At 65.8% G+C, this 24,960-nt stretch carries 29 protein-coding genes; 9 read left to right on the forward strand and 20 right to left on the reverse strand.

What is annotated here, in order from left to right; all coding sequences use genetic code 11:
• Positions 1–17: 17 nt before the first annotated feature.
• The 10 genes from ACIQT2_RS17870 to ACIQT2_RS17915 form a co-directional block, all read right to left on the reverse strand.
• The gene (locus ACIQT2_RS17870; RefSeq protein WP_402949042.1) at positions 18–644 is read right to left on the reverse strand and encodes a C40 family peptidase; all 627 of its coding nucleotides are present in this window, start codon (positions 642–644) and stop codon (positions 18–20) included.
• Complete coding sequence (locus tag ACIQT2_RS17875; protein WP_402949045.1) at positions 641–1,075, reverse strand: flagellar FliJ family protein; 435 nt, start codon at positions 1,073–1,075, stop codon at positions 641–643. The genes ACIQT2_RS17870 and ACIQT2_RS17875 overlap by 4 nt, the downstream gene beginning before the upstream one ends.
• The gene (locus ACIQT2_RS17880) at positions 1,072–2,385 is read right to left on the reverse strand and encodes a FliI/YscN family ATPase (RefSeq protein ID WP_402949048.1); all 1,314 of its coding nucleotides are present in this window, start codon (positions 2,383–2,385) and stop codon (positions 1,072–1,074) included. The genes ACIQT2_RS17875 and ACIQT2_RS17880 overlap by 4 nt, the downstream gene beginning before the upstream one ends.
• Positions 2,382–2,981: a hypothetical protein gene (locus tag ACIQT2_RS17885; RefSeq protein WP_402949051.1), complete on the reverse strand. Its 600-nt coding sequence runs from the start codon at positions 2,979–2,981 to the stop codon at positions 2,382–2,384. Before ACIQT2_RS17885 ends, ACIQT2_RS17880 begins: the two co-directional genes overlap by 4 nt.
• Entirely contained in the window at positions 2,971–3,993 is a 1,023-nt protein-coding gene (gene fliG, locus ACIQT2_RS17890) for a flagellar motor switch protein FliG (RefSeq protein ID WP_402949054.1), read from the reverse strand. The genes ACIQT2_RS17885 and fliG overlap by 11 nt, the downstream gene beginning before the upstream one ends.
• Positions 3,990–5,624, reverse strand: a complete 1,635-nt coding sequence (gene fliF, locus ACIQT2_RS17895; protein WP_402949056.1) for a flagellar basal-body MS-ring/collar protein FliF — start codon at positions 5,622–5,624, stop codon at positions 3,990–3,992. Before fliF ends, fliG begins: the two co-directional genes overlap by 4 nt.
• Positions 5,624–5,923 (reverse strand): flagellar hook-basal body complex protein FliE, encoded by a 300-nt coding sequence (gene fliE / locus ACIQT2_RS17900; RefSeq protein ID WP_400333929.1) that lies wholly within the window; start codon positions 5,921–5,923, stop codon positions 5,624–5,626. The genes fliF and fliE overlap by 1 nt, the downstream gene beginning before the upstream one ends.
• Entirely contained in the window at positions 5,923–6,315 is a 393-nt protein-coding gene (locus tag ACIQT2_RS17905; RefSeq protein WP_397323207.1) for a flagellar basal body rod protein FlgC, read from the reverse strand. Before ACIQT2_RS17905 ends, fliE begins: the two co-directional genes overlap by 1 nt.
• Positions 6,315–6,656, reverse strand: a complete 342-nt coding sequence (locus tag ACIQT2_RS17910) for a flagellar basal body rod protein FlgB (RefSeq protein WP_400333928.1) — start codon at positions 6,654–6,656, stop codon at positions 6,315–6,317. The genes ACIQT2_RS17905 and ACIQT2_RS17910 overlap by 1 nt, the downstream gene beginning before the upstream one ends.
• 174 nt (positions 6,657–6,830) lie before the next feature.
• Positions 6,831–7,472 carry a cyclodeaminase/cyclohydrolase family protein gene (locus tag ACIQT2_RS17915; protein ID WP_402949060.1) on the reverse strand — a complete coding sequence of 214 codons (642 nt, stop codon included), beginning with the start codon at positions 7,470–7,472 and terminating at the stop codon, positions 6,831–6,833.
• Positions 7,473–7,571: 99 nt separating this feature from the next.
• Between ACIQT2_RS17915 and ACIQT2_RS17920 the strand changes: the two genes are divergently transcribed.
• Positions 7,572–8,786 (forward strand): amidohydrolase, encoded by a 1,215-nt coding sequence (locus ACIQT2_RS17920; protein WP_402949063.1) that lies wholly within the window; start codon positions 7,572–7,574, stop codon positions 8,784–8,786.
• 97 nt (positions 8,787–8,883) lie between these two features.
• On the opposite strand, the gene ACIQT2_RS17925 is transcribed toward ACIQT2_RS17920, so the two are convergent.
• The 4 genes from ACIQT2_RS17925 to ACIQT2_RS17940 all read right to left on the reverse strand — a co-directional run bounded on the left by ACIQT2_RS17925 (position 8,884) and on the right by ACIQT2_RS17940 (position 11,905).
• A complete protein-coding gene (locus ACIQT2_RS17925) occupies positions 8,884–9,165 on the reverse strand; it encodes a hypothetical protein (protein ID WP_402949065.1) in 282 nt (93 codons plus the stop codon).
• Positions 9,155–9,589 (reverse strand): flagellar export chaperone FliS, encoded by a 435-nt coding sequence (fliS, locus tag ACIQT2_RS17930; RefSeq protein WP_402949068.1) that lies wholly within the window; start codon positions 9,587–9,589, stop codon positions 9,155–9,157. The genes ACIQT2_RS17925 and fliS overlap by 11 nt, the downstream gene beginning before the upstream one ends.
• A gap of 2 nt (positions 9,590–9,591) precedes the next feature.
• A complete protein-coding gene (gene fliD, locus ACIQT2_RS17935) occupies positions 9,592–10,974 on the reverse strand; it encodes a flagellar filament capping protein FliD (protein WP_402949071.1) in 1,383 nt (460 codons plus the stop codon).
• Between the two features lie 91 nt (positions 10,975–11,065).
• On the reverse strand, positions 11,066–11,905 hold the full coding sequence (locus tag ACIQT2_RS17940) for a flagellin (RefSeq protein WP_400333909.1): 840 nt from the start codon (positions 11,903–11,905) through the stop codon (positions 11,066–11,068).
• A 195-nt stretch (positions 11,906–12,100) separates the two neighbouring features.
• Here ACIQT2_RS17940 and ACIQT2_RS17945 point away from each other — a divergent pair, with 195 nt between their 5' ends.
• The 4 genes from ACIQT2_RS17945 to ACIQT2_RS17960 are packed head-to-tail and all read left to right on the forward strand — an operon-like array spanning position 12,101 to position 15,268.
• A complete protein-coding gene (locus ACIQT2_RS17945; RefSeq protein WP_402949074.1) occupies positions 12,101–12,583 on the forward strand; it encodes a flagellar protein FlgN in 483 nt (160 codons plus the stop codon).
• Positions 12,584–12,593: 10 nt separating this feature from the next.
• Positions 12,594–14,012 carry a flagellar hook-associated protein FlgK gene (flgK, locus tag ACIQT2_RS17950; RefSeq protein ID WP_402949077.1) on the forward strand — a complete coding sequence of 473 codons (1,419 nt, stop codon included), beginning with the start codon at positions 12,594–12,596 and terminating at the stop codon, positions 14,010–14,012.
• 3 nt (positions 14,013–14,015) lie between these two features.
• Positions 14,016–14,903, forward strand: coding sequence for a flagellar hook-associated protein FlgL (gene flgL / locus ACIQT2_RS17955; protein ID WP_402949080.1), 888 nt, complete (start codon positions 14,016–14,018; stop codon positions 14,901–14,903).
• Positions 14,900–15,268: a flagellar assembly protein FliW gene (locus ACIQT2_RS17960; RefSeq protein WP_402949083.1), complete on the forward strand. Its 369-nt coding sequence runs from the start codon at positions 14,900–14,902 to the stop codon at positions 15,266–15,268. The genes flgL and ACIQT2_RS17960 overlap by 4 nt, the downstream gene beginning before the upstream one ends.
• Before the next feature lie 76 nt (positions 15,269–15,344).
• Here the strand turns inward: ACIQT2_RS17960 and ACIQT2_RS17965 are convergent, their stop codons facing one another.
• Genes ACIQT2_RS17965 through ACIQT2_RS17975 form a run of 3 tightly spaced genes read right to left on the reverse strand, consistent with a single transcriptional unit; the run spans position 15,345 to position 18,570 of the window.
• Positions 15,345–16,367 carry a Gfo/Idh/MocA family protein gene (locus tag ACIQT2_RS17965; RefSeq protein WP_402949290.1) on the reverse strand — a complete coding sequence of 341 codons (1,023 nt, stop codon included), beginning with the start codon at positions 16,365–16,367 and terminating at the stop codon, positions 15,345–15,347.
• The gene (locus tag ACIQT2_RS17970) at positions 16,367–17,386 is read right to left on the reverse strand and encodes a sugar phosphate isomerase/epimerase family protein (RefSeq protein WP_402949085.1); all 1,020 of its coding nucleotides are present in this window, start codon (positions 17,384–17,386) and stop codon (positions 16,367–16,369) included. Before ACIQT2_RS17970 ends, ACIQT2_RS17965 begins: the two co-directional genes overlap by 1 nt.
• Complete coding sequence (locus ACIQT2_RS17975) at positions 17,383–18,570, reverse strand: Gfo/Idh/MocA family protein (protein ID WP_402949088.1); 1,188 nt, start codon at positions 18,568–18,570, stop codon at positions 17,383–17,385. Before ACIQT2_RS17975 ends, ACIQT2_RS17970 begins: the two co-directional genes overlap by 4 nt.
• A 158-nt stretch (positions 18,571–18,728) precedes the next feature.
• On the opposite strand from ACIQT2_RS17975, the gene ACIQT2_RS17980 reads away from it, so the two are divergent.
• On the forward strand, positions 18,729–19,748 hold the full coding sequence (locus ACIQT2_RS17980; RefSeq protein ID WP_402949091.1) for a LacI family DNA-binding transcriptional regulator: 1,020 nt from the start codon (positions 18,729–18,731) through the stop codon (positions 19,746–19,748).
• Between the two features lie 71 nt (positions 19,749–19,819).
• Here the strand turns inward: ACIQT2_RS17980 and ACIQT2_RS17985 are convergent, their stop codons facing one another.
• Genes ACIQT2_RS17985 through ACIQT2_RS17995 form a run of 3 tightly spaced genes read right to left on the reverse strand, consistent with a single transcriptional unit; the run spans position 19,820 to position 22,102 of the window.
• Positions 19,820–20,029, reverse strand: a complete 210-nt coding sequence (locus ACIQT2_RS17985; RefSeq protein ID WP_402949094.1) for a hypothetical protein — start codon at positions 20,027–20,029, stop codon at positions 19,820–19,822.
• A gap of 60 nt (positions 20,030–20,089) precedes the next feature.
• On the reverse strand, positions 20,090–21,067 hold the full coding sequence (locus ACIQT2_RS17990) for an NAD-dependent epimerase/dehydratase family protein (RefSeq protein ID WP_402949096.1): 978 nt from the start codon (positions 21,065–21,067) through the stop codon (positions 20,090–20,092).
• A gap of 48 nt (positions 21,068–21,115) precedes the next feature.
• Entirely contained in the window at positions 21,116–22,102 is a 987-nt protein-coding gene (locus tag ACIQT2_RS17995) for an NAD(P)/FAD-dependent oxidoreductase (RefSeq protein ID WP_402949099.1), read from the reverse strand.
• Positions 22,103–22,194: 92 nt separating this feature from the next.
• Between ACIQT2_RS17995 and ACIQT2_RS18000 the strand changes: the two genes are divergently transcribed.
• From ACIQT2_RS18000 to ACIQT2_RS18010, 3 genes are all read left to right on the forward strand, one after another.
• On the forward strand, positions 22,195–22,776 hold the full coding sequence (locus tag ACIQT2_RS18000) for a helix-turn-helix domain-containing protein (RefSeq protein ID WP_402949102.1): 582 nt from the start codon (positions 22,195–22,197) through the stop codon (positions 22,774–22,776).
• A 141-nt stretch (positions 22,777–22,917) separates the two neighbouring features.
• The gene (locus ACIQT2_RS18005; protein WP_402949104.1) at positions 22,918–23,931 is read left to right on the forward strand and encodes a nitrilase-related carbon-nitrogen hydrolase; all 1,014 of its coding nucleotides are present in this window, start codon (positions 22,918–22,920) and stop codon (positions 23,929–23,931) included.
• Entirely contained in the window at positions 23,928–24,953 is a 1,026-nt protein-coding gene (locus ACIQT2_RS18010; RefSeq protein ID WP_402949106.1) for an agmatine/peptidylarginine deiminase, read from the forward strand. Before ACIQT2_RS18005 ends, ACIQT2_RS18010 begins: the two co-directional genes overlap by 4 nt.
• The last annotated feature ends 7 nt before the right edge of the window (positions 24,954–24,960 follow it).

Here is a 24,960-nt window from a genome sequence, read left to right on the forward strand (position 1 = left end):
GCAGCCAAGCACCTGCATCACGAACCCCCAGCCGGGACGATCCGGCGGATGGAGGTCAGGTTGGAGTACTTCTCCCAGGCATCGCGGATCTGGATGGTCTGTCCGGGCACGGGCGCGTCGATCGCCTTGCCGTTCCCCAAATAAATGGAGATGTGCTCGCCGCCGTAGCTCACCAGAAGGTCACCGGGTTTGGCCTCGGCCAGCGAAGCGACGGGTGTGCCCTTCTGCATCTGGTCGCTCACCACCCGGGGCAATTCCACGCCCAGATCCTTGAAGACCCTCTGCACAAAGCCGGAGCAGTCCATTCCCGTAGCCGGGTTGGTCCCACCCCATACGTAGGGCACACCAATGTACTTCTTGGCTGCAGCAACCACGGCGTCACCTGTGACTCCCCCGGCAGTGCTGCCGGTAGCGGCAGCAGCCGTGACCGCCGTCGTGCTTCCAGCCGTGACCGCCGTCGGGCTTCCTGCTGGGGAGAGCAGGGCGGAAACGTCGGAGGTTCCCATCGCCGAGCTGAGCGCCGAGGCGAAAGATGCGGATGATGCCGAGGAGGCCACCGAAACGGCAGCAGCAGAACGCTCCGACAACTGCTGCAGGGACGCCTCAATGCTCTGGATCCTGCCCAGCGCCTCAACCATGCTCATGAGCCCGCCTTCCGGTGCCACGCGGCGGAAGCAATCTCGTCCAGGGCACCTTGTTCGGCCCGGAGTTCGGCAGCGAGAAAGGCGGCGTCGTGGCGGGTTTCGAGTTTCTCCAGCCCAACGGCCCGGCGCCTGGCCTCGGTGTATTCGTCCTTGGCAGCCGCGGCCTCGGCGTCTGTAACAGCAGCCAGGGCATCGAGTTCGGCAAGCATGCTCTGCGAAGCAGCACGCGCGGCGGCAATGCCCAACAAGGTGGCAGAATCCCCCAGCGAACCAACGGCACCCGAAGAATCCGCCAAGGCTGCACGGGCTTCGGCCCGCCGTTCACGCACAGAGGATGACCGAGAGTTCGCCGTAGCCAATCCGGATTCGGCAGCCTTCTGCTCGGCCTGCCGCAGCCTGAGCAGCCCTGCCAGGGAGAATTGTCGGTTCATACGGATCCTTCCACGCCAAACGCAGCGGCCAACCGGGCAAGTCCGGCCCACGAATCGGCCATTGAGGAGGGCAAACCCATCCCCTGCCGCAGGAACTGGTTGATGGCAGCCTCGTTGTCCAGTGCGGCATCCACCAAGGGGTTGCTGCCGTGCCGGTAGGCACCGACGTCGATCAGGTCCTGTGCCGCACGACGAGCCGCGAGAACCCTCCGCAACGCAACCGCGAGCGCGGCCTGTTCGGGCGCGGTAACCTTCGACGCCACGCGGGACACCGAGCCGAGCACATCCACCGAGGGGAAGTGCCCCGTGACCGCGAGCTTCCGGTCAAGGACCACGTGCCCGTCCAGGATGGAGCGCGCGGCGTCGGCGATCGGCTCGTTGTGGTCGTCCCCGTCCACCAGCACTGTGTAGATGCCGGTGATGGAGCCGGTTTCCGCGGTTCCGGCACGTTCCAGGAGCCTCGCCAGCACGGAAAAGGTCGACGGCGGGTACCCGCGCGTCGCGGGCGGCTCACCAGCGGAAAGCCCTATCTCTCGCTGGGCCATGGCGACGCGCGTCAGGGAGTCCATCATCAGGACCACGTCCTTCCCGGCTTCCCGGAACGACTCCGCGATCCGGGTTGCCGTGACCGCCGCCCGGAGCCGCATGAGGGCGGGTTCGTCCGAGGTAGCGACCACCACCACGGACCGGGCCAGGCCCTCTGCGCCGAGGTCGTCCTCGAGGAACTCGCGCACTTCACGCCCACGCTCCCCCACCAAGGCAATCACGGAGACCTCAGCGTCAGTACCCCTGGCCACCATGGACAGCAGCGAGGACTTGCCCACGCCCGAGCCGGCGAACAATCCAAGGCGTTGCCCGCGACCCAGGGTACAAAGGGTGTCCAGCACACGGACTCCGGTTTGGAGTGGGGTGTCGATGCGCGCCCGGCGCATGGCATTCGGCGCTTCCTGGTCCATCGGCACCTTGCCGGCGCAGAGCAGGGGTCCTTTCCCGTCAATCGGCCTGCCCAGCGCATCCAGCACGCGCCCGAACAACCCGGCACCGGTAGGAACCAACACCGAAGTCCCGGCAGCCCGTGCCGGAGCTCCTGCGGCAATGCCGGTGAGCCGGCCAAGGGGCATGCACCGCACTCCCCCGGCAACGGAGGCCACAACCTCGGCGTCGAGCGCGTCGGCTCCAGTGCCAACCGTCACCAGTTCCCCGACCGCGCATTCCAGCCCGGCGACTTCCAGCCCCAGCCCGAGCACGGACGTCACGGTTCCCACGCGTTGCGGCGCGGCTGCGGCAACGGCGGCTGCGAGGCCCCTCACGCCAGGCCGCCCATCAGTGCTTGGCGCGCCCGGTCCACCGCGGATCCCAGCCGCGCGTCGATCCAGCCGTGCGGATAGTCGCCGACGGCGTCGCCCGGGTTGAGTGCGGGGTCGGCCTTGAGTTCAACACCTGCCGGAGGCACGACGCCGGCAGCTTCCAACGCGGCCACGTCACCAGGGTGCAGGCGAACGGCAGTCACGGTTCCGTCGCCCTGTCCGAGCGCGCGGTCCAGGGCTGCCCGCGCCGTCCGTTCTCCGTGGGCGAGCTCGTAGCCGAGGATCGCCTCCGCGAGTTCCAACGCACCGGCAGCGAGCACGTGCTCGATCCCGGCGACGGCAACCTCCTGGCGGCGTTGCGCGGCCGAAGCTGCCGCCTCCAGGACGGCGACGGCCCGCGCAACAGCCGAGCGACCGGCGTCGAGCCTTTCTGCGTGCTCAGCCAACAACTGTTCACGCAAGCGGCGCTGTTCTGCGGCCGCGGCCTGCATCCCGGCCGCGTAGCCGGCAGCGTGGCCCTGGGTGAATCCCCGCTCTGAGGAAGGTTGCTCCGTGCGGAGTTCCGGGAACGTAACGCGGGTGTACGGCTCAGTAGACAAAGTCGTCCTCGTCCCCGCGCCGGACAACAATGGCACCCGCCGCTTCGAGTTCGCGGATGGACCGGACGATGTCCGCCCGTGCTTCCTCTACCTGCGAGGCCCTGACCGGACCTGATGAGGCCATTTCGGACTCGAGGATCTCCAGGTTGCGGCCGGACATGTTGGCGCGGACCGTGTCCAGTACCACTGGCGGGGCGCCCTTCATGGCAACGGCAAGGACGTCGGCGCTGACGCCGCGGAGGATCTGCTGGATATCCCGCGGCTCCAGCTTCACGATGTCCACGAACGTGAGCATCCGGGCACGTACCTCGGTCGCCAAGTCCGGGTCCACGGTGCCCAGGCCGTCAAGCACGGAGCGTTCGGTATTGACGTCCGAGCGGTTGATGATGTCCACCAACGGCTGGATGCCGCCCACAATTTCGTTGGTTTTCCGTTGCGACATCACCGCGCCGGCGCGCACCTTGAGGGTCTCGGCCACGATGCCCACCGCTTCGGGGGAGGCCGAGCCCATGGTCGCGATGCACCGGGCAACCTCGATGCGCTGGGTGTCGCCCAACCCGGACATGACGGCGGAGGCTTTTCCGGGACGCAGGTGGGCCAGGATCAGTGCGATGGTTTGCGGCAACTCCCCGTCGATCAGGGCAAGGATCTGCCCGGGGTCCATCATTTCCAGGAACTCGAAGGACTTCCCGGCCATGGTTGAGGCGAGGCGGTCCATGAAGCCGGCAGCTTTGTCCGCGCCGAAGGACGCTTCAAGAAGCCCGACGGCGAATTCCTGGCCGCCGCGGGCAGTGCGGCGGCCGCTGACGGCCAGTCCGTGGAACTCGTTGATGACGTGGTCCGCCACCACGGAGGAGACACGGCGGAGACGGACGATCTCCGCGGCGATGTCCTCAGCTTCGGATTCGGAAAACTGGGCCATGACCGCCGCCGCACTCGATGGGCTCATCTGCATGAGCACCACCGCCACCTTCTGCACCCCGTTCAGGGCTGAGGCTTCCGGGAGGCTCACACCGACTGCCTTTCATCCATGAGTCCCCGCAAGTACTCCGCGGTGCGGGCCGGGTTGTCTGCCACCATGGCCTCGATCTGGGCCCGCTTGAGTTCGCCGTCGAGTGCTTCGGAGCCAGGCAAAGGCAGGGCCGGGGTTGGCTCCAGCGGGGCTACGGGCTGGATGGAGGTTAGCTCGATGGCTGTGGTGGGCGGCCCGGCGATGGCCGGGGTGGGGATGGCTTCGGGCAGTGCCTCGTAGTCCAGGCGTTCGCCGAGGTCCACTGGTTCACGTTGCTGGCGGCGCTTGAGGATGATCAGCACGGTCACGATCAGGGCAATCGCGGCGAGGAGGATGCTTCCGGCCATGATGAGGGTGTTCATGAGCGCTGCGTCCTTGGCAGCCTCTGCGTCCGCCTGGGCGCTGCCGAGTGCCTGCGCTGCTTTGTCAGCCGCGGCCGTGCTGAACGGCAGGACCTCCACCGTCACCACATCGCCGCGGGCCGTGTTGATGCCCGCAGCAGCCGTCACCAAAGCGCGCACGGAGTCAACGTTCACTCCCCCGGCGGCGGATTGGTTGATGGCCACTGAGATGGTCTGGCGTTTGACGGCGCCCTGCGGGATGGTCCGGTCCTCGGTGACTTTGTTGACCGCGTTGTTCTTGGTGGTGTCGTTGGAATCGTACGAACCGTTGGCCGCCGTGCCACCGGGAACAGCGATGTTGTCCGGACCGAGCACCCCGGACGCGCCACCGCCGGTGCCCGTGTACTTCTCGGTTTTGGTGGACTCGCTCAGCGCGGGGGTATTGGTGGCGGGGGTAAAGGTCTCGCTGCGTTGCTGGGCCGATTCCGCGGTGACGTCCGCGGCCACGGCCACGGTGGCGTTCCCCGGACCCACAACGCTGTCCAGCACGGACCGGACGGCATCCGAGGTGCGCTGCTGGTAGTCCGTTGCCTGCTTGGACGAGGACCCCGTAGCTCCCGCGCCAACGGTGGAGAGCACGTTGCCTTGCGAATCGACCACGGAAACGTTGGTGGGTTTCAGGTTCTCGATCGCCGCGGAGGTCAAATGCACAATGGCCTGGACCTTGTCCGAGGACAGCGTTGTTCCCGGCTGGGTTTGCACGAACACCGATGCCGTGGCGTCCGGGGTGGTGGAGACGAACACCGACTTTTCCGGAATGGCGAGCTGGACGGCCGCGGACTTCACTCCGTCCATGGCCTGGATGGTGGTGCTGAGTTCCCCTTCCAACGCGCGCTTGTACGTCACGGATTGCTGGAATTCCGAAGACGTGACGCCCAGTTTGTCCAGCAAGGAATAGCCCGTGGCTGCGGCGGTGGGCAGTCCGGCCGCTGCGGCCTTCAGGCGTTCGTCATAGACCTTGTCCTCGGGGACCAGGATGGTGGATCCGCCGTTGCTCAGTTCGTAGGGAATGTTGTCCTTGCGGAGCTGCTCCACGATGCTGTTGGCGTCCGTGTCCTTCAACCCGGAAAACAGCGGCGAGTAGGCGGGCTTTCCCAGCCAGGCGGTCAACGCCACGCCACCCAGGACCAACACCGCCACACCCAGGATGGCGAGCGTCCGCTGGGCAGGGCTGAACGCCTGCATGCCGCTGCCGAGCTTGCGGAAGAACTGGGAAATTGCCGGTGGCATCAGGCCTGCATCCTCATGATCTCGTTGAACGCGTCAACGCCCTTGTTGCGCACGGCGGCAACCAACTCGAACGTCACTTGGGCGCGCGTGGCAGCAAGCGTTGCCTTGTGGATGTCATCCAGGTTGCCTGTCACTGCAGACACAGCCAGTTCCTTGGAGGCCGACTGCAAGGACTGCAAATCGTCGACGGCGCCAGTCAGGGCCGTGCCAAAGTCACCGCCGGTGCTGGCTGGCTTGGCACTGCCCGCATAACCGGTTCCGCTGACGCCTTGGACGCTCTCAACAGGACCCAGGGCCATCAGGACTTTCCTATCTCAAGTGCTGCCAAGTACGTTTCACGGGCGCGGTCCACCACTTGCGCGTTGGCTTGGTAACCGCGCTGGGCGACGATCAGGGTGCCCATCTGTTCGGCCAGATCGATGTCCGGGTACTTCACGTTCCCGTTGGCGTCGGCCAGGGGGTGGTCCGGCTGGTAGACGATCCGGCCGGTCGCATCACCCAGAGGGGTGCTCTTGACGTACACGCCTTGGCCGTCGTTGCCCTCGGCGGCCTCGATGTAGCGGGCACGGAACACTTGCCCGTCCGTCCGCGAGGCGTTGTTCATGTTGGCGAGGTTGTCCGAGACGGCATCGAGCCACTTGCGGTGGACGGTGAGTGCCGAGCCTGCGATTCCGATTGCGTCGAAGGTCATCAGTTTGTCCTCAATGCCGTGCGGAGGGACGTGAATTCCCCGGCGACGGCCCGGGCGGCAAACTGGTACCGCAGGACGGTATCGATGTTGGAAAGCGTCTCCGTGTCCAGGTTGACGTTGTTTCCGTCCGTGCGGGTTGGCTCGTCGGAAGGTGAGATCGTGGCGTTGACGGTGCCGTCACCGGAGCGGACGGATGCCGCCAACTGGTCTTCAAAGGAGACGCGTTTGGCCGTGTAATTGGGCGTGTTGACGTTCGCGATGTTGTTGGCGATAGTCCGTTGGCGCAAAGAAAGCGCGTCCATGGCGCTGGCCAGGGCGACGGAGGTCACGGATTCAAGCACAAAGTCCTCACCTGGTGGTGTTCAAAGGCCAATCCGTGGCCAAGCATCGAGCGATCCCTGCTCAGCAACAGCTATCGGCACTGTTCGAAAGGGCGTTAGGCGAATCGCCAATGAATTTTGTAAACCACGTGCGGGCTTCCCTTGCAGGCCCGCTGTGTATCCCCACAGCAGGCCTCACAACGTGTCCGTTGGGGCCGCCTTGGTGTCCACGGCCGCCGTAAGCTCATCGATTCGGTCCATGGCGTCGCTCAGGCGGCCGACTGTTTCCCACAAGTGGGGGTGCTGCGCTCGGACGTTCTCCAACGGCGTCCCGTCCTTCGCGAGGGCAGCGAGATCGAAACTGACGTTGGTCCGTGCACCGGCAATCGCAGCGCGCAGGGCCCCGAAGGCCACAACGACGTCCGCAATCAGCGCCGGGTTCCCGTTTGTCGCCAACCACGCGAGGTCCTCAATGGCGTCCATTGCGTGATCTCCCAGCACGGCCGAAGCTTTGGCTGCCTCAACGGATGCCCGTCGAACAGCCTCTTCACGTTGCGGTCCGGGGTCCAGGCGAAAAGCGGCACCGAAAGCCTTGGAAGCAACCGCGTCTTTGTCAGCCAAGCGAAGAGCGGTCTCCCGCAAAGTGCGTGCCCGGTCCTGGAGGTCCTCCCCGGCATCCTCCGTATATCCCGCCACCATGGACGTCAGGGAAGCCGCGATGGCGAGCATCACTCCCGTCCCGGCCCCGCCACCGGGTGAACCACTGGACTGGGCCAGGGCCTCGGTCCATTCCTCCACAGTGGATTCCTGAGTGGTGATCTCTTGAGAAGCAGCCATGCACCCAAGTCTGCACCGGACGGGTGAGACCCAGGCGCCCATCAGCCCCACTCGATACACTGGCCCCATTCCCGGCGTCGAACGGTAAGGGGTAAGTCCGTGGGCATTGACCTTGAAGAGCTGTACAAAGACCTGCACTCAAATCCAGAGCTTTCTTTCCAGGAAGTCCGGACCGCAGGCATCGTCGCGGGCCACCTCGAAGAGTTGGGCCTCGCAGTGCACCGCAACATCGGCAAGACCGGCGTGGTGGGCGTCCTCAACAACGGCGACGGTCCGGTGGTGATGCTCCGGGCTGACATGGACGCGCTCCCCGTCAAGGAAGCCACCGGACTGGACTACGCCAGCACAGCCCTGGGCGAAGACCATGAAGGCCGCGAGGTGCCCGTGATGCACGCGTGCGGTCACGACGTCCATGTCACCTGCCTCCTGGGCGCGGTGGAGAAACTCGTCAACCAGAAGCAGGAGTGGCAAGGCACGCTCATCGCCGTGTTCCAGCCCGCCGAGGAATGGGGCGGCGGAGCCAACGCCATGGTCAAGGATGGCCTCTACGATCGCATCCCCAAGCCGGATGTGGTGCTCGGCCAGCATGTGGCCCCGTTCCCTGCCGGCTGGTTCGGACTCCGGTCCGGCGTTGCCATGGCCTCGGCGGATTCGCTCAACGTCACCCTGCACGGCCGGGGTGGTCACGGGTCGCGTCCCGAAACCACGGTTGACCCCGTCCTCATGGCCGCGGCAGCAACTGTCCGTCTCCAAGGCGTGGTTTCCCGCGAAATCGCCCCGAGTGATTCGGCGGTGGTGACAGTCGGCCAACTCCACGCCGGAACCAAGAACAACATCATCCCCGAAACGGCGACCCTCGGTCTCAGTATCCGGTCCTTCGCCGAGCCGACGCGCCAGAAGGTGCTGGCCGCCGTCGAACGCATTGTACGGAGCGAGGCCACCGCCTCGGGTGCCACCCAGGAACCTGACTTCCACTACGAAGAGCGCTTCCCCCTGACCGTCAACGACGATTCAGCGGCGAAAAGGGTGGATGCGGCTTTCAGGACCACTTTCGGCGCCCATCAAGTGATCGATCCAGGCCCGGTTTCCGGAAGCGAGGACGTCGGGATGCTGGCGACGGCGGCCGGCGCACCGCTGGTGTTCTGGTTCCTGGGCGGGATCGAACCGCATTTCGCCAAGGAGTTTGCAGAGAAGGGACGGCTCCCGGAGGATGTGCCGTCCAACCACTCCCCGTACTTCGCCCCGGTGATCCAGCCGACGCTGGGCATTGGCACGGACGCCTTGGTCACGGCAGCCCGGGAATTCCTGGCCTAACCCCCTCGTAGCACCCAACTGGGTCGCAATTAAGCGCGTTTTGACGGCTCAAAACGCGCACAAATGCGACCCAGTTGGGCCGGCCACCCGCGGGAGGTTAGCCGCGCACGTCCAACAAAAGCGGCCGCGAGGAACCCGGCCCGGGCGGGACCGCGGCGAGCGCACCGAGCTGCGAGCCGGCGTCGTTCTTCAGGCGGGCCAGGAGGTCCATGGCGTCGGCCTGTGCATCCAGGACTTGCCGTGCCCGTGCCTCCAAGGCGACGGGCAACGGCCCGGCATCACGCGGCGGCTCCCACGACGGCGGGAACCCACCGGAAACAGCCAGGGCGATGTCCGCCTCCAAACGGTCCAGGACAGCGGACCAAGCGTCAAGCGACACCGAGAGCCCGCCCCGAGGCAGCTCCGGACGCAGTCTCCACGGGCAACTGCGCCGCCGCCTCGTGCCACCCCTGCCGCAGGGGTTCCAGGAGCTCGATGCACTCCTTGGTCCGCTCCACGTCGCGGTAGATGTTGGCGCCAATGAGCGCCTGCATGGCGTACTCGTAGATGCTGGCAAGCGAAGCGGCGCCGTCCCACAGATCCACACGGAGTGTGGACTGCAGCTCGGCAACAATCGCTTGGGCATGCAGCAGGTTCTCACGGGCAGAGTCCCAATTGGCGCTTTCCTGGGCCAGGCGGGCGCGTTTCACATCCAGCAGGAGGCGGTCGTACAGCATGGTCAGCAGCCGGGCAGGCGGTGCGGACAGGACGGCGTCGTCGTTGTAGCGCGAGAGCTGCTGGGCGCGAAAGGCACTGTAGGTCATGGCTATTCTCCTGTGGACTGCTTCGGGAGGCTGGAAATCTGCCCGGACAACCAAGTGGACTGCGATTGGAGGCCGCCGAGCAGCACCTCCATGTTGGTGTAGACGGACTGGAGCGTGGCCCGGCGCGTTGCCAGGCGCTGGTCCCAGTCGGCGATCCTGGTGCCCAGGTCCCGGACTTCGGATTCGCGGCCCTTGATGAGGCCGGAAATGGAGCCGTTGTAGGGATCTGAAGCGGCTTTGGCCGCGTCGGCTACCCGCCCTGCCAAAGCCTGCACCGCCGCCTGGGTCGCCGCTGGATCGGCCGACAGAGCCACGGCAAACTTGTCCGAATCGAACGTGAAATTCCCGTCCTTGGTGATGTTGATGCCGTACTCGGCCGGCGACTTCCCGCCGATCGGCCGGGAAAGTGCCGCCACCACCTGGTCATTGACGGCGCGAACACTGGTGTTGCCGGTCAGGATCCCGGCTTTGGGGACGGTGGCTCCGCTGGAGTCCGTGGTCTTGGAGACTGCGCTGTACATGGACACGAAGCTGAGGACGTCGTTGACGGACTTCACCAGGTCTTCGGCCTTCTTGGTGATGCCCGGAACGTCGCTGGCAACGGTCAGGGTCACCGGCCCGGTACTCACCGCGGTGGCCGTCACCGACACGCCCGGCAACACATCCGTGAACGTGTTGGTTCCCGAGGTCAGGACCTGCTCCGCCGCAGTGCCCGCGTACAGGGTCGCTTTGGCGTCCTGGGCGGAGCGTACGACGGCGGCGGTCGGGTCCGCCATAAGGTCCACCGCGGTGCCGCCCGCCACTTGGGCGGCCGTACCTTGGTAGGCGGTAAAGGCTCCGGCTGCCCCGGACGTGGACGCCGTGAGTTGCAGGCGGTATGTGCCGTTGCCGGCCGGAACCTTCACCGCGTGAGCGCCGCCGGACGCTGCGTTGATCGCCGAAACCACGTCATCCAAGGACGTGCTGTTGGGAGCAATCTCGGTCTTCTTACCCGTGGAATCAACGATCGTCAGGTGTGCCGGCGCACCACCGTCGGTGGGCCAGGAGGCCATGGCCGCGGTGACGTTTACCTGCGTCTGGGCCAGCTGCGTCACGGTCAGGTCGATCGATCCCGCGGTGGCCGCCGTCGTGGTCTTTGCCGTGACGGAAGGGGAGCTGCTGGTGGCAGTGAACAGGTTCAGCGCGCCGGTGGCGGAACCTGCAACGGAAAGGTCCTTCAGCGCGGTGAGCTTGGAGTTGAGGGACTGCAGGGTGGAAATGACAGTCTGGTTGGACGCCAGCTTGGTCTTGAGCTGGGTCTGCGGCAAGGCTTCGACGGACATCAGGGAGTTGATGATCGCCGTGGTGTTCAGGCCACTGGCGAGCCCGTCGATAGCGGTTGTCACAGGTTCTCCTTCCAGGTTTGTTCACGGGCCGCGCCGAGCGGCGGCCGGCCGGGATGGGGGCCCGGCCGGTCACCACGTCAGCCCAGAGGCGTTAGCGCAGGAGCGAAAGAACGCCCTGGCCGGACTGGTTTGCCTGTGCCAGCATGGCCGTGCCTGCCTGGGACAGGATGTTGGCCTTGGTGTACTTGACCATTTCCGCAGCCATGTCCGTGTCCGCGATGCGGGACTGTGCAGCCTGCAGGTTTTCGCCGGCAACGTTCAGCGACTTGATGGCGTGGTCCAGGCGGTTCTGGCTTGCACCGAGGTCCGAACGCTGGGTGGAGACTGCCTTGATGGCCGAGTCGATCGCCGTGATGGTGGTCTGGGCGTTGGCGTTGGTGGTGACGTCGAAGCCCGTGGCACCGGCTGCGCCGGACAGCGTGCCCGCTGCCGTTGCTACGTCGCCGAGGTTGACGGCAATGACGTCGTTGGCCGAACCGGCAGTACCCACCTGGATGTTCAGCGCCGCGCCACCCTTGAGGAGGTCGATGCCGTTGAAGTTGGTGGACTGCGTGATGCGGTCCAGTTCCTTGCCCAGCGAGTCGGCTTCGGTCTTGATGGCCGTACGGGCGTCGGCGTTGTTGGAGTCCGAGGCACCCTGGACTGCGAGGTCGCGCATGCGCTGCAGTACGGAGTGGACTTCGGTGAGGGCACCTTCCGTGGTCTGGATGATGCTGATGCCGTCCTGGGCGTTACGGGCGGCAACCGAGGAGCCGCTCACCTGGGACTTGAGGCCCTCCGAGATGGCAAGACCGGCCGCATCGTCAGCGGCACGGTTGATGCGCAGGCCGCTGGAAAGCTTTTCCATCGACTTGGCGAGGGTGTCCTGCGTGGCATTCAAGCTGCGGTACGCGTTGTTTGCCATCAGGTTGTTGTTGATCTGCATGCCCATGATTTTTCCTCCGTGATCTGGACTTACTGTGTGGCAGCCCATCCGTGGGCCGTCACACCGCACTATCGGCGGTGCCCACGCGAGCGGTTAGCAAAAACTTCGAACGGCTTTTGGCCCCGGGCGTGCCTAACGCTTGGGGTCGCCCGGCCGATAGCTAGTGGGGACATCCCCAAACCAGAACTGGAGTTGACCTCAGTGGCCATCCATGAACTGTCAGCCCTGCTGTGGCGCGAACGCGAGCTCCTGGATCTCCTGACGTTCAAGCTCGAAGAAGAGCAACTGCTGCTGACGGCCGGCAAGTCCCGTTGGTTGCCGCATGGCACCCGGGAAGTGGAACAGGTCCTGGACCGTGTCTCCAAGGCCGGACTTGCCAGGGCTGTAGAGATTGCGGCCGTGGCAGAACAGTGGGGTATCTCCGCAGATTCCTCGCTCTCCGAGCTGGCCGCCGCCGCACCGGAGCCCGCCTGGGCCGATGTGCTGACGTCCCATCTGGCGGCCATGCGGCAGCAAACAGCAACCATCAAGGAACTCCGCGACGCCAACGAGCAGTTCCTCCGGGCAGCGGTCCGGTCCACCCAGGAGACGCTGGCCGACCTGAAGCCAGCAGCCGGTACCTACGACGCCCACGGACGCACCGGCGATTCGTCCTCCGCCCATTTGGTGGACCGGAAGTTCTGAAGGGGAACACATGAGCACTTTCGGCGGACTCAACACGGCCTACCGCGGACTCACCGCAGCGCAACAAGCCATCAACCTGGCCGGCCAGAACATCGCCAACGCCTCCACTGACGGTTATACCCGTCAACGGATTGAACAGTCTGCCATTGGCGCACCCCTCCCCGTGGGGCTCAACGCCGGCATCGGGCAGGCCGGACAAGGAGTCTCCGTTGATGGAATCGCGAGGCTTGGCAGCAGCTTCCTCGACGCGGGTGTCCGCAACACCGCCGCAGCATCCGGGTACGCGACCATCCGGTCCACGGAATTGCAGCGGCTCGAGGAATCGTTGCAGGAACCCGGCCCCCATGGACTCTCGACGGCGTTGCAAACCTTTTGGGCGGCGTGGCAGGGAGTGGCGAACCACCCGGGCGAGTCCGCTCCGTCGTCGGTCCTGCTCGAGTCAGCGGCCACCGTGACTGAAACCGTTGCTGCGGGCTACAAGGCCCTGGACGCCCAGTGGAGCCGGGTCCGGGGTGAAGCCGCGGCCAACGTCAACGAGCTCAACGCCGCCGCCGGGCGCGTGGCGGACCTCAACGGGCGGATCCGGTCCACGGTGGCTGCCGGCGGGTCCGCGAACGAGCTCATCGATGCCCGGAACCAACTGACCGAGTCCATCGCTGCCATGGCTGGCGGTACGGTCCGCGAAAACGCCGACGGCACAGCGGACGTCTTTATCGGCGGCAACGCCTTGGTCTCCGGGACGTCAGCGCGGCAACTGGCCCTCTCCGGCCCCACGACCCTCGGCAGCACAACACCGGTGCAGCTGGAATGGGCGGACCGCCCGGGCATGGCGGTAAACCTCGACGGCGGTGAACTCGCCGGGGCGGTGTCCCTCCTGGCACCGGCCAACGGGAGCGGCAATGGCGGCGCCCTCGCCCAGGCCGCGGCATCCTACGATGCCTTCGCAACGCAGCTCATGAACGACGTCAACGCCATCCACCGCACCGGGCAGTCCACCACCGGTGCCGGCAACCTGGACTTCTTCGCCACCACACCTGGTGTCCCTGCGGCCCTGTCACTCAGGGTGGTCCCGGGCACTGCGGCCGGAATCGCCACGGGGGCTGCGGGCGCGGGTGCCTTGGATGGCAGCATCGCCGATTCCCTTTCCCTCATTGGTTCCTCCTCCACGTCGCCGGATGTTTTCTGGAGCGGAGTCGTTTCCGGGATCGGCATGGCCTCCCGCTCGGCTCAACAGCATTCGCAACTGGCCGACGCAGCGGGAGTTGCCGCCGTCGGGCAGCGCAACTCCGGCGCGGGAGTCAGCCTGGACGAGGAAAACATCAACCTCCTCGCCGGGCAGCACGCCTACCAGGCCGCGGCCCGTGTGATGACCGCGATCGACGAGGCCTTGGACGTCCTCATCAACCGCACCGGACTGGTGGGAAGGTAAGCCATGATCAACCGCGTGACCACCCACATGATGGCGGCCTCGTCGCAGCGCAGCCTGCAATCGGCACAAACCCGGCTGGCCGAGCTGCAGGACCGCGCACTCACGCTCAAGAACATCAACCGTCCCTCGGACGATCCCGCCGGCGCCGCACAGGCCATTGCCCTGCGGGGCCAGCTCAACGCGGCCAACCAGTACGGCAGCAATATCAGCGACGGAAACGGCTGGCTCGCAGCGGCTGACACGGCGTTGGGCCAGTCCACCAACATCCTGAACCGGGTGCGGGACCTCGTGGTCCAGGTGGCCAACGGCACGCTGAACGATTCCGCCAAGGAGGCCATCGCCGTCGAAATCGAAGGTCTCGGCAAGGACCTCCTGACGCAGGCCAACACGCAGTACCTGGGCCGCAACGTTTTCGCAGGCAGCTCGGATACGGACGGCGCGTTCACCAACGCCACTCCCCCCGTGTTCAACGGTGGGGCCGGAGCCTCGGTGGAGCGTCGGGTGGATGCGTCGCGGACCGTGCGCGTGGATTCCGACGGCGGTGCGATCTTCGGCAGCGGCGCCGGCTCGGTTTTCGCCATGGTGGGTGATGTTGTGGCTGACATCCGCGCCGGGGTCAACCCCAACGGTCGGCTTGCGGCCATTGGCGCAGGGATCCAGTCAGTCATCGATGGCCGCGCCGATGTGGGCATGCGGCAAACACGCCTGGGCCAGGCCCAGGACTCATTGGAAGGGATGAAGGCTACGCTGGAAACGCAGAGGTCCCGGGTGGAAGACCTGGATTTGGGAAAGGCTGTCATGGACTTGAAGGTGCAGGAGACCAACTACCAGGTGGCCCTCGCGGTGACCGCCAAGGTATTGCAGCCTACGTTGATGGATTTCCTGCGATGAGCACGGCCTTGGTTTTCGCGGCTCCCCTGCCCGGACTCGAGGCCGCGGAAGGTTTCACCCTTCGTGGTGTTCCGGGCGCCGATGGCTTGTTCGCCTTGGAGGCCACGAATCCGCAGGTACGGATGTTCGTCGCCGACGCTTCGGTGTACGTGCCGGACTACGCCCCGGCCATTCCGGGCTTTGCGCTGGAGGCCGTTGGACTGGCCCCCACGGAGGGGACCACTTTGGTGGTAGTGAATCCCTCGGCAGATAAGACCACGGTGAACCTCATGGCGCCGATCGTCCTCAACCCGTCCACGGGCACGTGCATCCAGGTGATTCTCGACGGCGGCACGTACCCGCTGCGGGCAGAGCTCGGTTCCTAAACGCAAAACCCCGCCCAACGGACCATTCACCGCGGCGTTCCAGGGTGAGTCGTCCGTTGGGACGGGCTTGGATCAGCTAGAGCGCCACTACCCGCTGTTCTGCATCGCTGAGGCGGGCCGCGTCCAGTACTTCGAGCGTCCGCACTCCCTCCTCGGCTGGAACCGGCTCCGGCCCCTCGCCCCGGACGGCCCGGGCGAACTCCGTGTAGAACGTGGCGTAGTTGCCTTGGGCCGAGGGGATGCGTTTGGAGCTTCCGTTGACCGCCAGGATTCCTGCATTCCCAGGAACATCAATCCCCCAGTTCTCCGGATCCGCTGCCGGACGGCGCCCGGCAAACAACGCTTCGGCCTGCACGTCGGCGCCGGAGGCGATGTAGCTTCCTTGGCTCCCGTAAGCCCGCAGTTCCCGCGTGGTGGAATGGTTCAGCTTGGTGGCCGAGACCGTGGACAGGGCACCCGAGGCATGGGTCAGCGTGATGAAGAAGCCGCAGTCGGTCCGTTCCCCGAACCGTTCCGTCCAGTCGAGCTTCGCGTGCACGTGCGTCGCCGGTCCCAGGAGCCACAGCATCTGGTCCACGAGGTGGCTGCCCAAATCCCGCAACAGTCCCCCGGTTGGACCGACCTCCAAAGTGTCCGCACTGTCCTGGTCCATGATCGAGTGGACCCGCCACGGCTCGCCCAACTCCCCCGAGGACAGGACGTTGGCGAGCGTGAGAATATCGGCGTCGCGGCGTCGGTTGTGGAACACGTTCAACACCGCACCCGCCTCCTTCGCAGCGTCCACCAACTCTTGTCCGGCAGCCGCCGTCGGGCCAAACGGCTTGTCTGCCACCACGTGCACGCCCGCGGCAAGGGCCTCGAGCACCAGGTCCCTGCGGGTGTGCGGCGGAGTGGTGATGGTGACGGCGTCCACCCCGGCAGCGAGCATCTCCTTCAGGCTTTCGTACACGGGAAGCCCCGGATAGTCGGCCTGCACCTCGGCCCGCTTGGGCTCGGAGCGTGCCACGATTCCGGCGAGCTCCACCTCCTCGGCGGCTTCGATGAACGGTGCGTGGAAGTACTTTCCGCCGACGCCGTACCCCACCACTCCGATACGCATCATGCGGGGACGTTGAGCGATGCTTCGAGGGCGGCGTCGGCGTCGCGGAGGACCTTGGCGGCGACTTCGAGTCCTTCGATCCGGCCGAGCGAGGTGTCTTCGTGTTCGATGTTGACCAGCATGTTGGGGTCCACCTCGTGGAGGGCGCGGAGGAATTCGGTCCAGTAGGCGGTGTCGTGTCCGCGGCCCAGGGCAACGAAGTCCCAGGCGGAGTTCTTCGGCCATTCGTTGGCCCACTCGTCCCCGCCCAGGTTGGTGCGGTTCTCTTCCGGGGAGAGCCTGCGGAAGCTGTTGTCCAGGACGCCGTAGAGCGCGGCGTTGTCCGTGTTGACGCGGACGTCCTTCGCGGCGGCCTGGAACACCAGCGGGCCGAGTTCGCGGACCACGGCCACGGGGTCCATTTGCTGCCAGAACAGGTGCGAGGCGTCCAGTTCAACGCCCACGTGGGTGGCTCCGGTGAGTTCGATCAGCTTGTGTACGTCGGCGGTGTTGAACACGATGTTCTGCGGGTGCAGTTCCAGCGCCACCTTGACGCCGTGGTCGGCTGCGAGCCGGTCGGTTTCCTTCCAGAACTCCGCGGCGACGCCCCACTGGTAATCCAACACGTCCAGCGCGGCCGAGTTCCAGGCGTTGACCACCCAGTTGACCGTGGTGGCGCCGGGTTCGCCGCCGGGCAGCCCGGACATGGTGACCACGCGGTTCTGTCCCAAGCGGCTTGCCAGGCGGATGGAGCGGCGGATGTCCTCGGCGTGTTTCTCGCCGATTTCCCGGCGCGGGTGCAGGGGGTTTCCGTTGCAGTTCAGGCCGGCGATGGACACCCCGGTGCCCTCAAAGAGTCCCAGGTAGTCATCGCGGGCGGCATCGCTTTCCAGGATTTGGTCCATGGTGGGTACGTGGGTTGCGGGCAGGAACCCGCCGGTGTTGATCTCGATGCCGGTCAGGCCAAGATCGGCGATGACCTTCAGTGCCTCGGGAAGCGGGCGGTCGTGCAGGATCGCGTTGTAGACGCCGAGTTTCATAGCGAGATCTTCTTTCCGTTGTTCAGGGCCGATTCGGTGACGGCACCGAGGAGTTCCATGTTGCGGACGCCTTCATCGAACGTGGCGCAGCGGGGCAGGGACTCTGCTTCGGACAAGCCGGCAATCTCTTCGAGGAAGGCGCGGGCCTGGTATCCGAACGCGTCGTTCTGGCCGAAACCGACCTCGGGCGCATCCATCGCCAGACCGCCGGCGATGTACGGGTGGCCCGGTCCGAGGATGACCTGGCGGTACCCGTTCTGGATACCGGAGTCGTCGTTGAGGAAGAGCTGGATTTCGTTGGGGCGGCGCTGGTCGAACTTGGCTCCGCCGTTTTCGCAGAACACCTCGAACTGCAGGCTGTTGGCGTGCCCGGCAGCAACCCGGGACACTTCGAAGCTCCCCGCACCATTGGCGAACTCGGCGTTGAAGGCCGCGTAGTCGTCGTTTTCGACCGCCTCGAACGTGTCGCTGACGGCAACATGGTCATGGCCCATGACCGCGGCCAGCGGCAGAGGACGCTTGTCGATCGAGGTAGCAAGCCGGCCGCCGCTGATGGACGTGATATCGCCGCACAGGAACTCGGAGACGTAGGTCAGGTGGCTTCCGACGTCGGCCAGCGCGCCGGAGCCGGGTCCGCCCTTGTAGCGCCAACTCATGGGAGCGGAGGGGCTGAAGCCGTAGTCGGTCCAGTACCGGCCGCTGAAGTGCAGCACGTTGCCCAGTACGCCGTTCTGGATCAGTTCACGGATGTAGGCGATGCCGGGGGTGCGGCGGAACGTGAACCCGATGCGGGCCAGGTTGCCCCGGGATTCGGCGGCGCGGGCGGCGTCGGCCATGGCGCGGGCGTCCTCCAGGGTGTCGCTCAGCGGCTTCTCACACAGCACGTGCTTGCCGGCCGCCAACAATCCCTCCACCACTTCGCGGTGCAGCGAGTTGGCGATCACAACGCTGACCACGTCAATGTCGTCAGCCTCGGCAATGGCCTGCCAGGACGTGTCGTTGCGTTCGTACCCGAACCGGCGGGCGGCCAGGGACCCGAATTCGGCGTTCACGTCGCCGATCGAGACAAGCCGCACCTTGGGCAGCACCGGGCTGTAGAGGGCAGAGGCCGTGCGATACGCGGCAGCGTGGGCCTTACCCGCCATGCCTGCACCAATAACGGCGACGCCGAGGCTTTCAGCCATGATTTCTCCTTCGAAATTCCGCCGTCAGATAGGGCACTGAACGGCATTTTGTAGCGCTACAATTTTTGCACTGGCATTGATCGTAGCCATGTCCATATGTCCTGTCAATCATTGGCCGACTATCCTCGAAGACAGACCCGAAAGGCATGCTGAACTCCGTGAAAACACCCGACGTGCGGCCCACTCCCCAGCCCCGACGCCCCACCCTCTACGACGTCGCCACCCAGGCCGGCGTCTCGCCGTCGTTGGTTTCGCTCTTCCTGAAGGACCCCGAGAGGGTCAGCGCCAAGCGCCGGGACGCCGTGCACCACGCCATCACCGAACTCGGCTACCGGCCCAGCCGCGCTGCGACCACCCTGGCCAGCAACCGCACCAAGAGCATCGGGCTGGTCATCGACGACTACCGGAACCTCTGGTTCGTGGACCTGCTCCGCGGCATGGAATCTGTCCTCTCCGAGCCCGGCTACCAAGTCACCCTGGCCGATTCGCGACCCGGCGAGAACCGGATCAAGGAAGCCACGGACGGCCTCCTCGCCATGCACGTGGACGCCCTGGTCATCGCCGCCGAGCCCAGCGAGTCCATGCTGGCCCGCACCTGGGCGCCCACCGTCGTCGCCGGTTGGCGCCAGGGTGTCCCCGCAGGAGCCGACCTGATCACCAACGATGACGACCTCGGCGGCGCCATGGCAACGAACCACCTTCTGCACCTGGGCCACACACGCATTGGCCACCTGTCAGGGCACGACGGCGCCTCCGCCCACCGGCGGGCGGGTTTCCGCCGCGCCATGGAGACTGCGGGTGCGGACGCAGTGGTTGCCGAATCCGGCGGAACATCGGAAGAGGACGGTTATGCGTCCGCCTGCTGGCTCCTGGACCACCATCCGGACACCACCGCGATCTTCGCCGCCAACGACACCATGGCGCTGGGAGCCTTCGCCGCGCTCAAGGCACGCGGGCTGTCCGTGCCATCGGATGTCTCGGTGATCGGCTACGACAACTCGCCCCTGGCGAAGTCGCGTTACCTGGACCTGACATCCATCGACAACCGAAGCGATGTGGTGGGCATGGACGCGGCACGCCGGCTGCTGGCACGCCTCGAGGACGACAGCCTCCAACCCGAGCGCACCCTCATCGAACCCGCGCTGGTTCTCCGGAGCACAACCACCGCCCCGGCTTAAAGCAACGCAGGATCACTTACGGCCCCTAATCCCCCTCTGGATGGGCCGCAAGTGACCCCGCGTTGCCTGAATCAGACTTTCTCGCGAATGCGTTCGGTCTCCGGTTCGGAGACTTCGAATTCCCGACGCCGGCGGGCCAGGAACGTCCACAGCGCGCCTTCTGTCTGTGGTCGCTTCTCGACGGGCTGAACCGGGGTTTCCTCAGTCTTGCGGGTTTCGGGTTTGCGCGCGGAGTCCTTCTTCGTGCGCCGCTCGAAGTCCTGATAGTACGCGTAGCACATACCAACCTCCTTCAATGGCTGCCCTTTAATCGTCCTCGCCTTCAGGCCACAAGTCGACCGTTAATTGCTTGGCCGCAGCCCTCCCGCCACGCGCAATTTCCCGTTAGCGACAAGCCACTGGATGGATTCGAGCACGGCCGCGTCCGGCTCGTAGCGCGGCTGGTATCCGAGGAGCCGTTCGGCCTTTCTGATGGAGAAGCAATGGCTGCGGTGCAAGTGCGCCCAGCTGGCCTCGGCATGTTCTTCCGGAGTGGAGCCGCGGAACTCGTCCCAGCTGACGGCGTTGAGCCGGGCTGCCTGCCCGAACCACCCGGCCGCGATCTCGGCGTACCCGCGGACGCTGAGGGCGGTGGGAGCCACGATGTTAAAGTCCTCCCCCGCCGCCTCCTGCCGGCGCTCCACTGCCTTGTCGAAGGCCTGCGCCAAGTCATCGGCGTGCACGTGGTGCATGAGCTCCGTCCCGCTGTCGGGGATTGTCAGTAGTTCGCCCGCGGACAGCGTGTGCCAGACGTCCGGGTCCAGGTTCCCCAGCGGGCCAATGGGCTGCCAGCCCGGACCCACGATGTGGCCGGGATGCAGCGACGTGGTGGCCAGCCCACCGTTCGCGGTTTCCTCCTTGAGCATCCGGGCGATCCGGTCCTTCTGGATCCCGTATTCACCGTACGGCGGGAGGTCGGCTTCCTCGGGAATGGGAACCTTCCGGCTTGGCCCATAACGCCAAATGGAACCGCAGTGCAGCAGGTGCCCGGCCTCGCCGCGCAAGCGTTCAACCAACGCCGCGGCTGATTCGAGCGTGAAGCACACCAGGTCAATCACGACGTCGGCACGCAGTTCCGCGATCCGCTGACCGAAGGTGCCATCCCGGTCCTCCTGCTCCCGATCCGCCGCCACGCTGTGGACCTGGCTCCATTCCGGACTTTCCACATAGGGTGCCCGGTTCCCGCGGCTGACGTTGATGACCTCGTGGCCACCCCGCACCAACCGCGGCACCAGAAAGCTGCCGATGTGTCCACTACCGCCGATAACAACGATTCTCATGGTGTCCCATCTCAAGGCTCGGAAGGATCTGGGCACCACGCTAGTCCGTCAGTGAACCGTTGCGGGAGACCCCTGCCGGGCTGCCTCCACCGCCATCCGGGTTTCGGCCACCATGAGGTCGGCGTTGATCACCGCTCCGGCCATGTTGCCCGCGGCAGCTGCAGCCACCACCTGCCCCGTCAGGTCCGTGACATTACCGGCCACCCACACGCCGGGGACCGATGTCGCACCGCCAAGGGCCGTGGTTTCCACGTGGTGTCCCACTCCCATGGGATGCTCGGCCGGTTGGATACCGAGCGACTCAAGGACACCTGACCGCGCCTCCATCCGCGGCCCCACTACTGCGGCCTCCACGGGGATGGTCTGACCCGATTCCAGGGTGACGCCGGACAAAGCATCATGCTCGGCCTTGAGGGACGCCACCTTGCCGTCAACCACCGTGATGGAACGGGCTGCCAGCTGTTCCCACTCTTCCTCAGTTGGCTCCACCACGCCATTGAGGAACAGGGTGATGTCCGGGCTCCATTGCCGGAAGAGCAGAGCCTGATGCATGGACATCGGCCCGCTTCCCAGGATCCCGATCGCCTTGTTCCGCACCTCCCAGCCGTGGCAGTACGGGCAATGCAGCACGTCCTTGCCCCAGCGTTCGCGGATGCCCTCGATGTCCGGGAGCACGTCCTTCAGGCCGGTCGCAACGAGCAAACGCCGCGCCGCAACCAACCGCCCGTCAGCCAGCTCCACCGCAAAGGCGGGCTCCGCGCCCGGGCCGGGTTCCGCCGTCGAGCGCGCCGCTACCGCAGCCCCTTCCACGATGCTGCCGCCGTACTTCCGGACTTCCTCCCGCCCTACAGCGAGCAGGTCCAGCGGGCTCATGCCGTCCCGGGAGAGGAATCCGTGGACGCCTGCCGCCGGCGCATTCCTGGGCTCTCCTGCGTCGATGACCAGCACCGAGCGCAATGCCCTGCCCAACGTGACGGCCGCACTCAACCCGGCCGCTCCGCCACCGATCACAACAACGTCGTACTGCTGTTCCATGCTCTTCCCTTCCTAAGCCATCCGTTAGTTCCATGGTTTCGCGAGGTCCGACCAACCGGCAAGAAAGTTTGCTGCTATGGCAAACTGGAGCCATGGATTCCGATTTCAGCAAACTCCTCGACTCCGTCGGCCCCAGGCTTCGGGACCTGCGCACCCGGAAAAACGTGACGCTCGCGGAGGCCTCCGAGGCCACGGGCATTTCGGTCAGCACGCTCTCCCGGCTCGAATCCGGCCAGCGCAAGCCCACCTTGGAACTCCTGTTGCCCATTGCCCGGCTGCACCAGGTCCCCCTCGAGGAACTCATCGACGCGCCGGAAACGGGCGATCCCCGCATCCACCTCAAGCCCCATGTCCACCACTGGGGAACCGCTTTGCCTCTAACCAAGAGAGCCGGCGGTATTCAGGCCTTCAAGATGATCCTGCCGGGAGGGACAGGCAAGGAAGAACCCAACCCACAGTCCCACGAGGGCTACGACTGGATGTACATCCTCAACGGCAAGCTCAGGCTGATCCTGGGAGAGAACGACTTCATCCTCAAGGCCGGCGAAGCTGCGGAATTCGACACCCGCACACCGCATTGGTTCGCGAGCGCAACCTCGCAGCCCGTGGAACTCCTGACACTCTTCGGCCAGCAAGGCGAGCGCATGCATGTGAGGGCCCGCCCCAAACGCTGAACCCTGCCGCTGAACACTGCCACTCGGGCGGTCATAAAAGAACGAGGTTCATTTCTACCCTTGCGCTCCGGCGTGACTCCCGCCATACTAAATGAACGCTATTCATTTAGTGACAGTCGTCTCACCGGAGTACATGCCATCATGATTGAAATTACCCGCCTCGAAGCCCCGACTTCCCTGGCACGCACCGAACCGTCCACCCGCACCCCGCTGCGGGTCGGCGTCGTCCAGCACCGCTGGCATGCCGACGAAGCCGTCCTGCGCGCCGAGCTCAACGAGGGCATCGAGCGTGCGGCCAAGCTGGGAGCCACCGTCGTCTTCCTCCCTGAACTGACGCTCTCCCGCTACCCGGCGGACACCCGCCCGGAGAACAACCCTGCTGCAGGCATCCGCCCCTCGGACATCACCGAGGACCTCCTCACGGGCCCCACCTTCACCTTCGCCGCAGAAGCAGCCAGGAAGTTCGGCGTCTCCGTCCACGCGTCCTTGTACCAAAGGGCCGAGAACCCGGACGGCAGCGACGACGGGCTGGGCCTGAACACCGCCATCCTGGTCTCGCCCGCCGGCGAGCTCGTTGCCCGCACCCACAAGCTGCACATCCCCGTGACGGCCGGCTACTACGAGGACAAGTTCTTCCGCCAGGGCCCGGACTCCGATGATGCCTACGCCGTGCACGCACCCGCCGAGCTGGGTGGAGCCCGCCTGGGCATGCCCACGTGCTGGGACGAATGGTTCCCGGAACTGGCCCGCGTGTACTCCCTGGGCGGCGCCGAAATCCTGGTCTACCCCACGGCCATCGGTTCCGAACCGGACCACCCGGACTTCGATACCCAGCCGCTGTGGCAGCAGGTGATCGTGGGCAACGGCATCGCCAACGGACTGTTCATGATCGCCCCGAACCGCCATGGCAGCGAAGGAACCCTGAACTTCTACGGATCCTCCTTTATCTCCGATCCGTACGGCCGCATCCTCGTCCAGGCACCGCGCGATGAGTCCGCCGTCCTGGTGGCTGACCTGGACCTCGACCAGCGCAAGGACTGGCTGACGCTCTTCCCGTTCCTCGCCACCCGCCGCCCGGAAACGTACGCCCGCCTCACCGAACCGGTGAACGCTGCTGCGCCGCTCGGCTCCCAGCCCCAGGCGGTCTCCGCGTGAGCGCCTGGCGCATGCCGTCGGAGACGGCCCCGCAGGACCGCGTCTGGATGGCCTTCCCCACGGGCGGCTACACCCTGGGCGAGACCGAGGAAGAGGCCCACGCCGCTCGCTCCACGTGGGCGGCCGTCGCCAACGCCATCCTTGAGTTCGAGCCGGTCACCATGGTGGTAGCGCCCGACGACGTCGAAACGGCCGCGCGCTACCTGGACCCTCGCGTCGAGGTACTGACGGCGGAACTGAACGACGCCTGGATGCGGGACATCGGACCGTCCTTCGTACTCGATGCCAACAAGAAGCTCGGCGCCGTGGACTGGATCTTCAACGGCTGGGGTGGCCAGGACTGGGCCGCGTGGGACAAGGACTCCCTCATCGCCGAATTCGTCTCCGGCCGGTCCGGGGTCCAGCACCTCCCGTCCGGCATTGTCAACGAGGGCGGCGGCATCCAGGTTGACGGTGAAGGAACCGTGCTGGTGACCGAAACCGTGCAGCTGGACCAGGGCCGCAACCCGGGCCTGACCAAGGCCGACATCGAGCAAGAGTTGGCCCGTACCATCGGCGCGACGCACGTCGTGTGGCTCCCCCGCGGCCTGACCCGTGATTCCGAGAAGTTCGGCACCCGAGGCCACGTGGACATTGTGGCAGCCATCCCCAGCCCGGGAACGCTGCTGGTCCATTCGCAGCAGAACCCGGAGCACCCGGATTACAAAGTCTCCCGGGAAATCATCGACTTCCTGCGCACCACCCATGACGCAGCAGGCCGGGAGTGGAACATCATCGAGGTTCCCGCACCGGAGACACTTACCGACGACGAGGGGTTTGTGGACTACAGCTACATCAACCACCTGGTAGTCAATGGCGGGGTCATCGCCTGCAGCTTCAACGACCCCATGGACGAGAAAGCCCTCCGCATTCTCGCCGATGCCTACCCCGGCCGCCGCGTGGTCAGTGTTGACGCGCGCGAGCTCTTCGCACGGGGTGGCGGCATCCACTGCATCACGCAGCAGCAGCCTACGGCCATCTAGAAAGGGC

The organism is Paenarthrobacter sp. NPDC090522, assembly GCF_044769225.1.
In the GTDB taxonomy this organism is placed as follows: domain Bacteria; phylum Actinomycetota; class Actinomycetes; order Actinomycetales; family Micrococcaceae; genus Arthrobacter.

What these genes read in the sequence shown, in the direction of transcription:
- ACIQT2_RS17870 (WP_402949042.1), bottom strand. Translation starts at nt 644, where the DNA reads ATGAGCATGGTTGAGGCGCTGGGCAGGATCCAGAGCATTGAGGCGTCC.
- ACIQT2_RS17875 (WP_402949045.1), bottom strand. Translation starts at nt 1,075, where the DNA reads ATGAACCGACAATTCTCCCTGGCAGGGCTGCTCAGGCTGCGGCAGGCC.
- fliF (WP_402949056.1), bottom strand. Translation starts at nt 5,624, where the DNA reads ATGCCACCGGCAATTTCCCAGTTCTTCCGCAAGCTCGGCAGCGGCATG.
- fliE (WP_400333929.1), bottom strand. Translation starts at nt 5,923, where the DNA reads ATGGCCCTGGGTCCTGTTGAGAGCGTCCAAGGCGTCAGCGGAACCGGT.
- ACIQT2_RS17905 (WP_397323207.1), bottom strand. Translation starts at nt 6,315, where the DNA reads ATGACCTTCGACGCAATCGGAATCGCAGGCTCGGCACTCACCGTCCAC.
- ACIQT2_RS17915 (WP_402949060.1), bottom strand. Translation starts at nt 7,472, where the DNA reads ATGGCTGCTTCTCAAGAGATCACCACTCAGGAATCCACTGTGGAGGAA.
- fliS (WP_402949068.1), bottom strand. Translation starts at nt 9,589, where the DNA reads ATGACCTACAGTGCCTTTCGCGCCCAGCAGCTCTCGCGCTACAACGAC.
- ACIQT2_RS17940 (WP_400333909.1), bottom strand. Translation starts at nt 11,905, where the DNA reads ATGGGCATGCAGATCAACAACAACCTGATGGCAAACAACGCGTACCGC.
- flgK (WP_402949077.1), top strand. Translation starts at nt 12,594, where the DNA reads ATGAGCACTTTCGGCGGACTCAACACGGCCTACCGCGGACTCACCGCA.
- flgL (WP_402949080.1), top strand. Translation starts at nt 14,016, where the DNA reads ATGATCAACCGCGTGACCACCCACATGATGGCGGCCTCGTCGCAGCGC.
- ACIQT2_RS17960 (WP_402949083.1), top strand. Translation starts at nt 14,900, where the DNA reads ATGAGCACGGCCTTGGTTTTCGCGGCTCCCCTGCCCGGACTCGAGGCC.
- ACIQT2_RS17965 (WP_402949290.1), bottom strand. Translation starts at nt 16,367, where the DNA reads ATGCGTATCGGAGTGGTGGGGTACGGCGTCGGCGGAAAGTACTTCCAC.
- ACIQT2_RS17970 (WP_402949085.1), bottom strand. Translation starts at nt 17,386, where the DNA reads ATGAAACTCGGCGTCTACAACGCGATCCTGCACGACCGCCCGCTTCCC.
- ACIQT2_RS17975 (WP_402949088.1), bottom strand. Translation starts at nt 18,570, where the DNA reads ATGGCTGAAAGCCTCGGCGTCGCCGTTATTGGTGCAGGCATGGCGGGT.
- ACIQT2_RS17985 (WP_402949094.1), bottom strand. Translation starts at nt 20,029, where the DNA reads ATGTGCTACGCGTACTATCAGGACTTCGAGCGGCGCACGAAGAAGGAC.
- ACIQT2_RS17990 (WP_402949096.1), bottom strand. Translation starts at nt 21,067, where the DNA reads ATGAGAATCGTTGTTATCGGCGGTAGTGGACACATCGGCAGCTTTCTG.
- ACIQT2_RS17995 (WP_402949099.1), bottom strand. Translation starts at nt 22,102, where the DNA reads ATGGAACAGCAGTACGACGTTGTTGTGATCGGTGGCGGAGCGGCCGGG.
- ACIQT2_RS18000 (WP_402949102.1), top strand. Translation starts at nt 22,195, where the DNA reads ATGGATTCCGATTTCAGCAAACTCCTCGACTCCGTCGGCCCCAGGCTT.
- ACIQT2_RS18005 (WP_402949104.1), top strand. Translation starts at nt 22,918, where the DNA reads ATGATTGAAATTACCCGCCTCGAAGCCCCGACTTCCCTGGCACGCACC.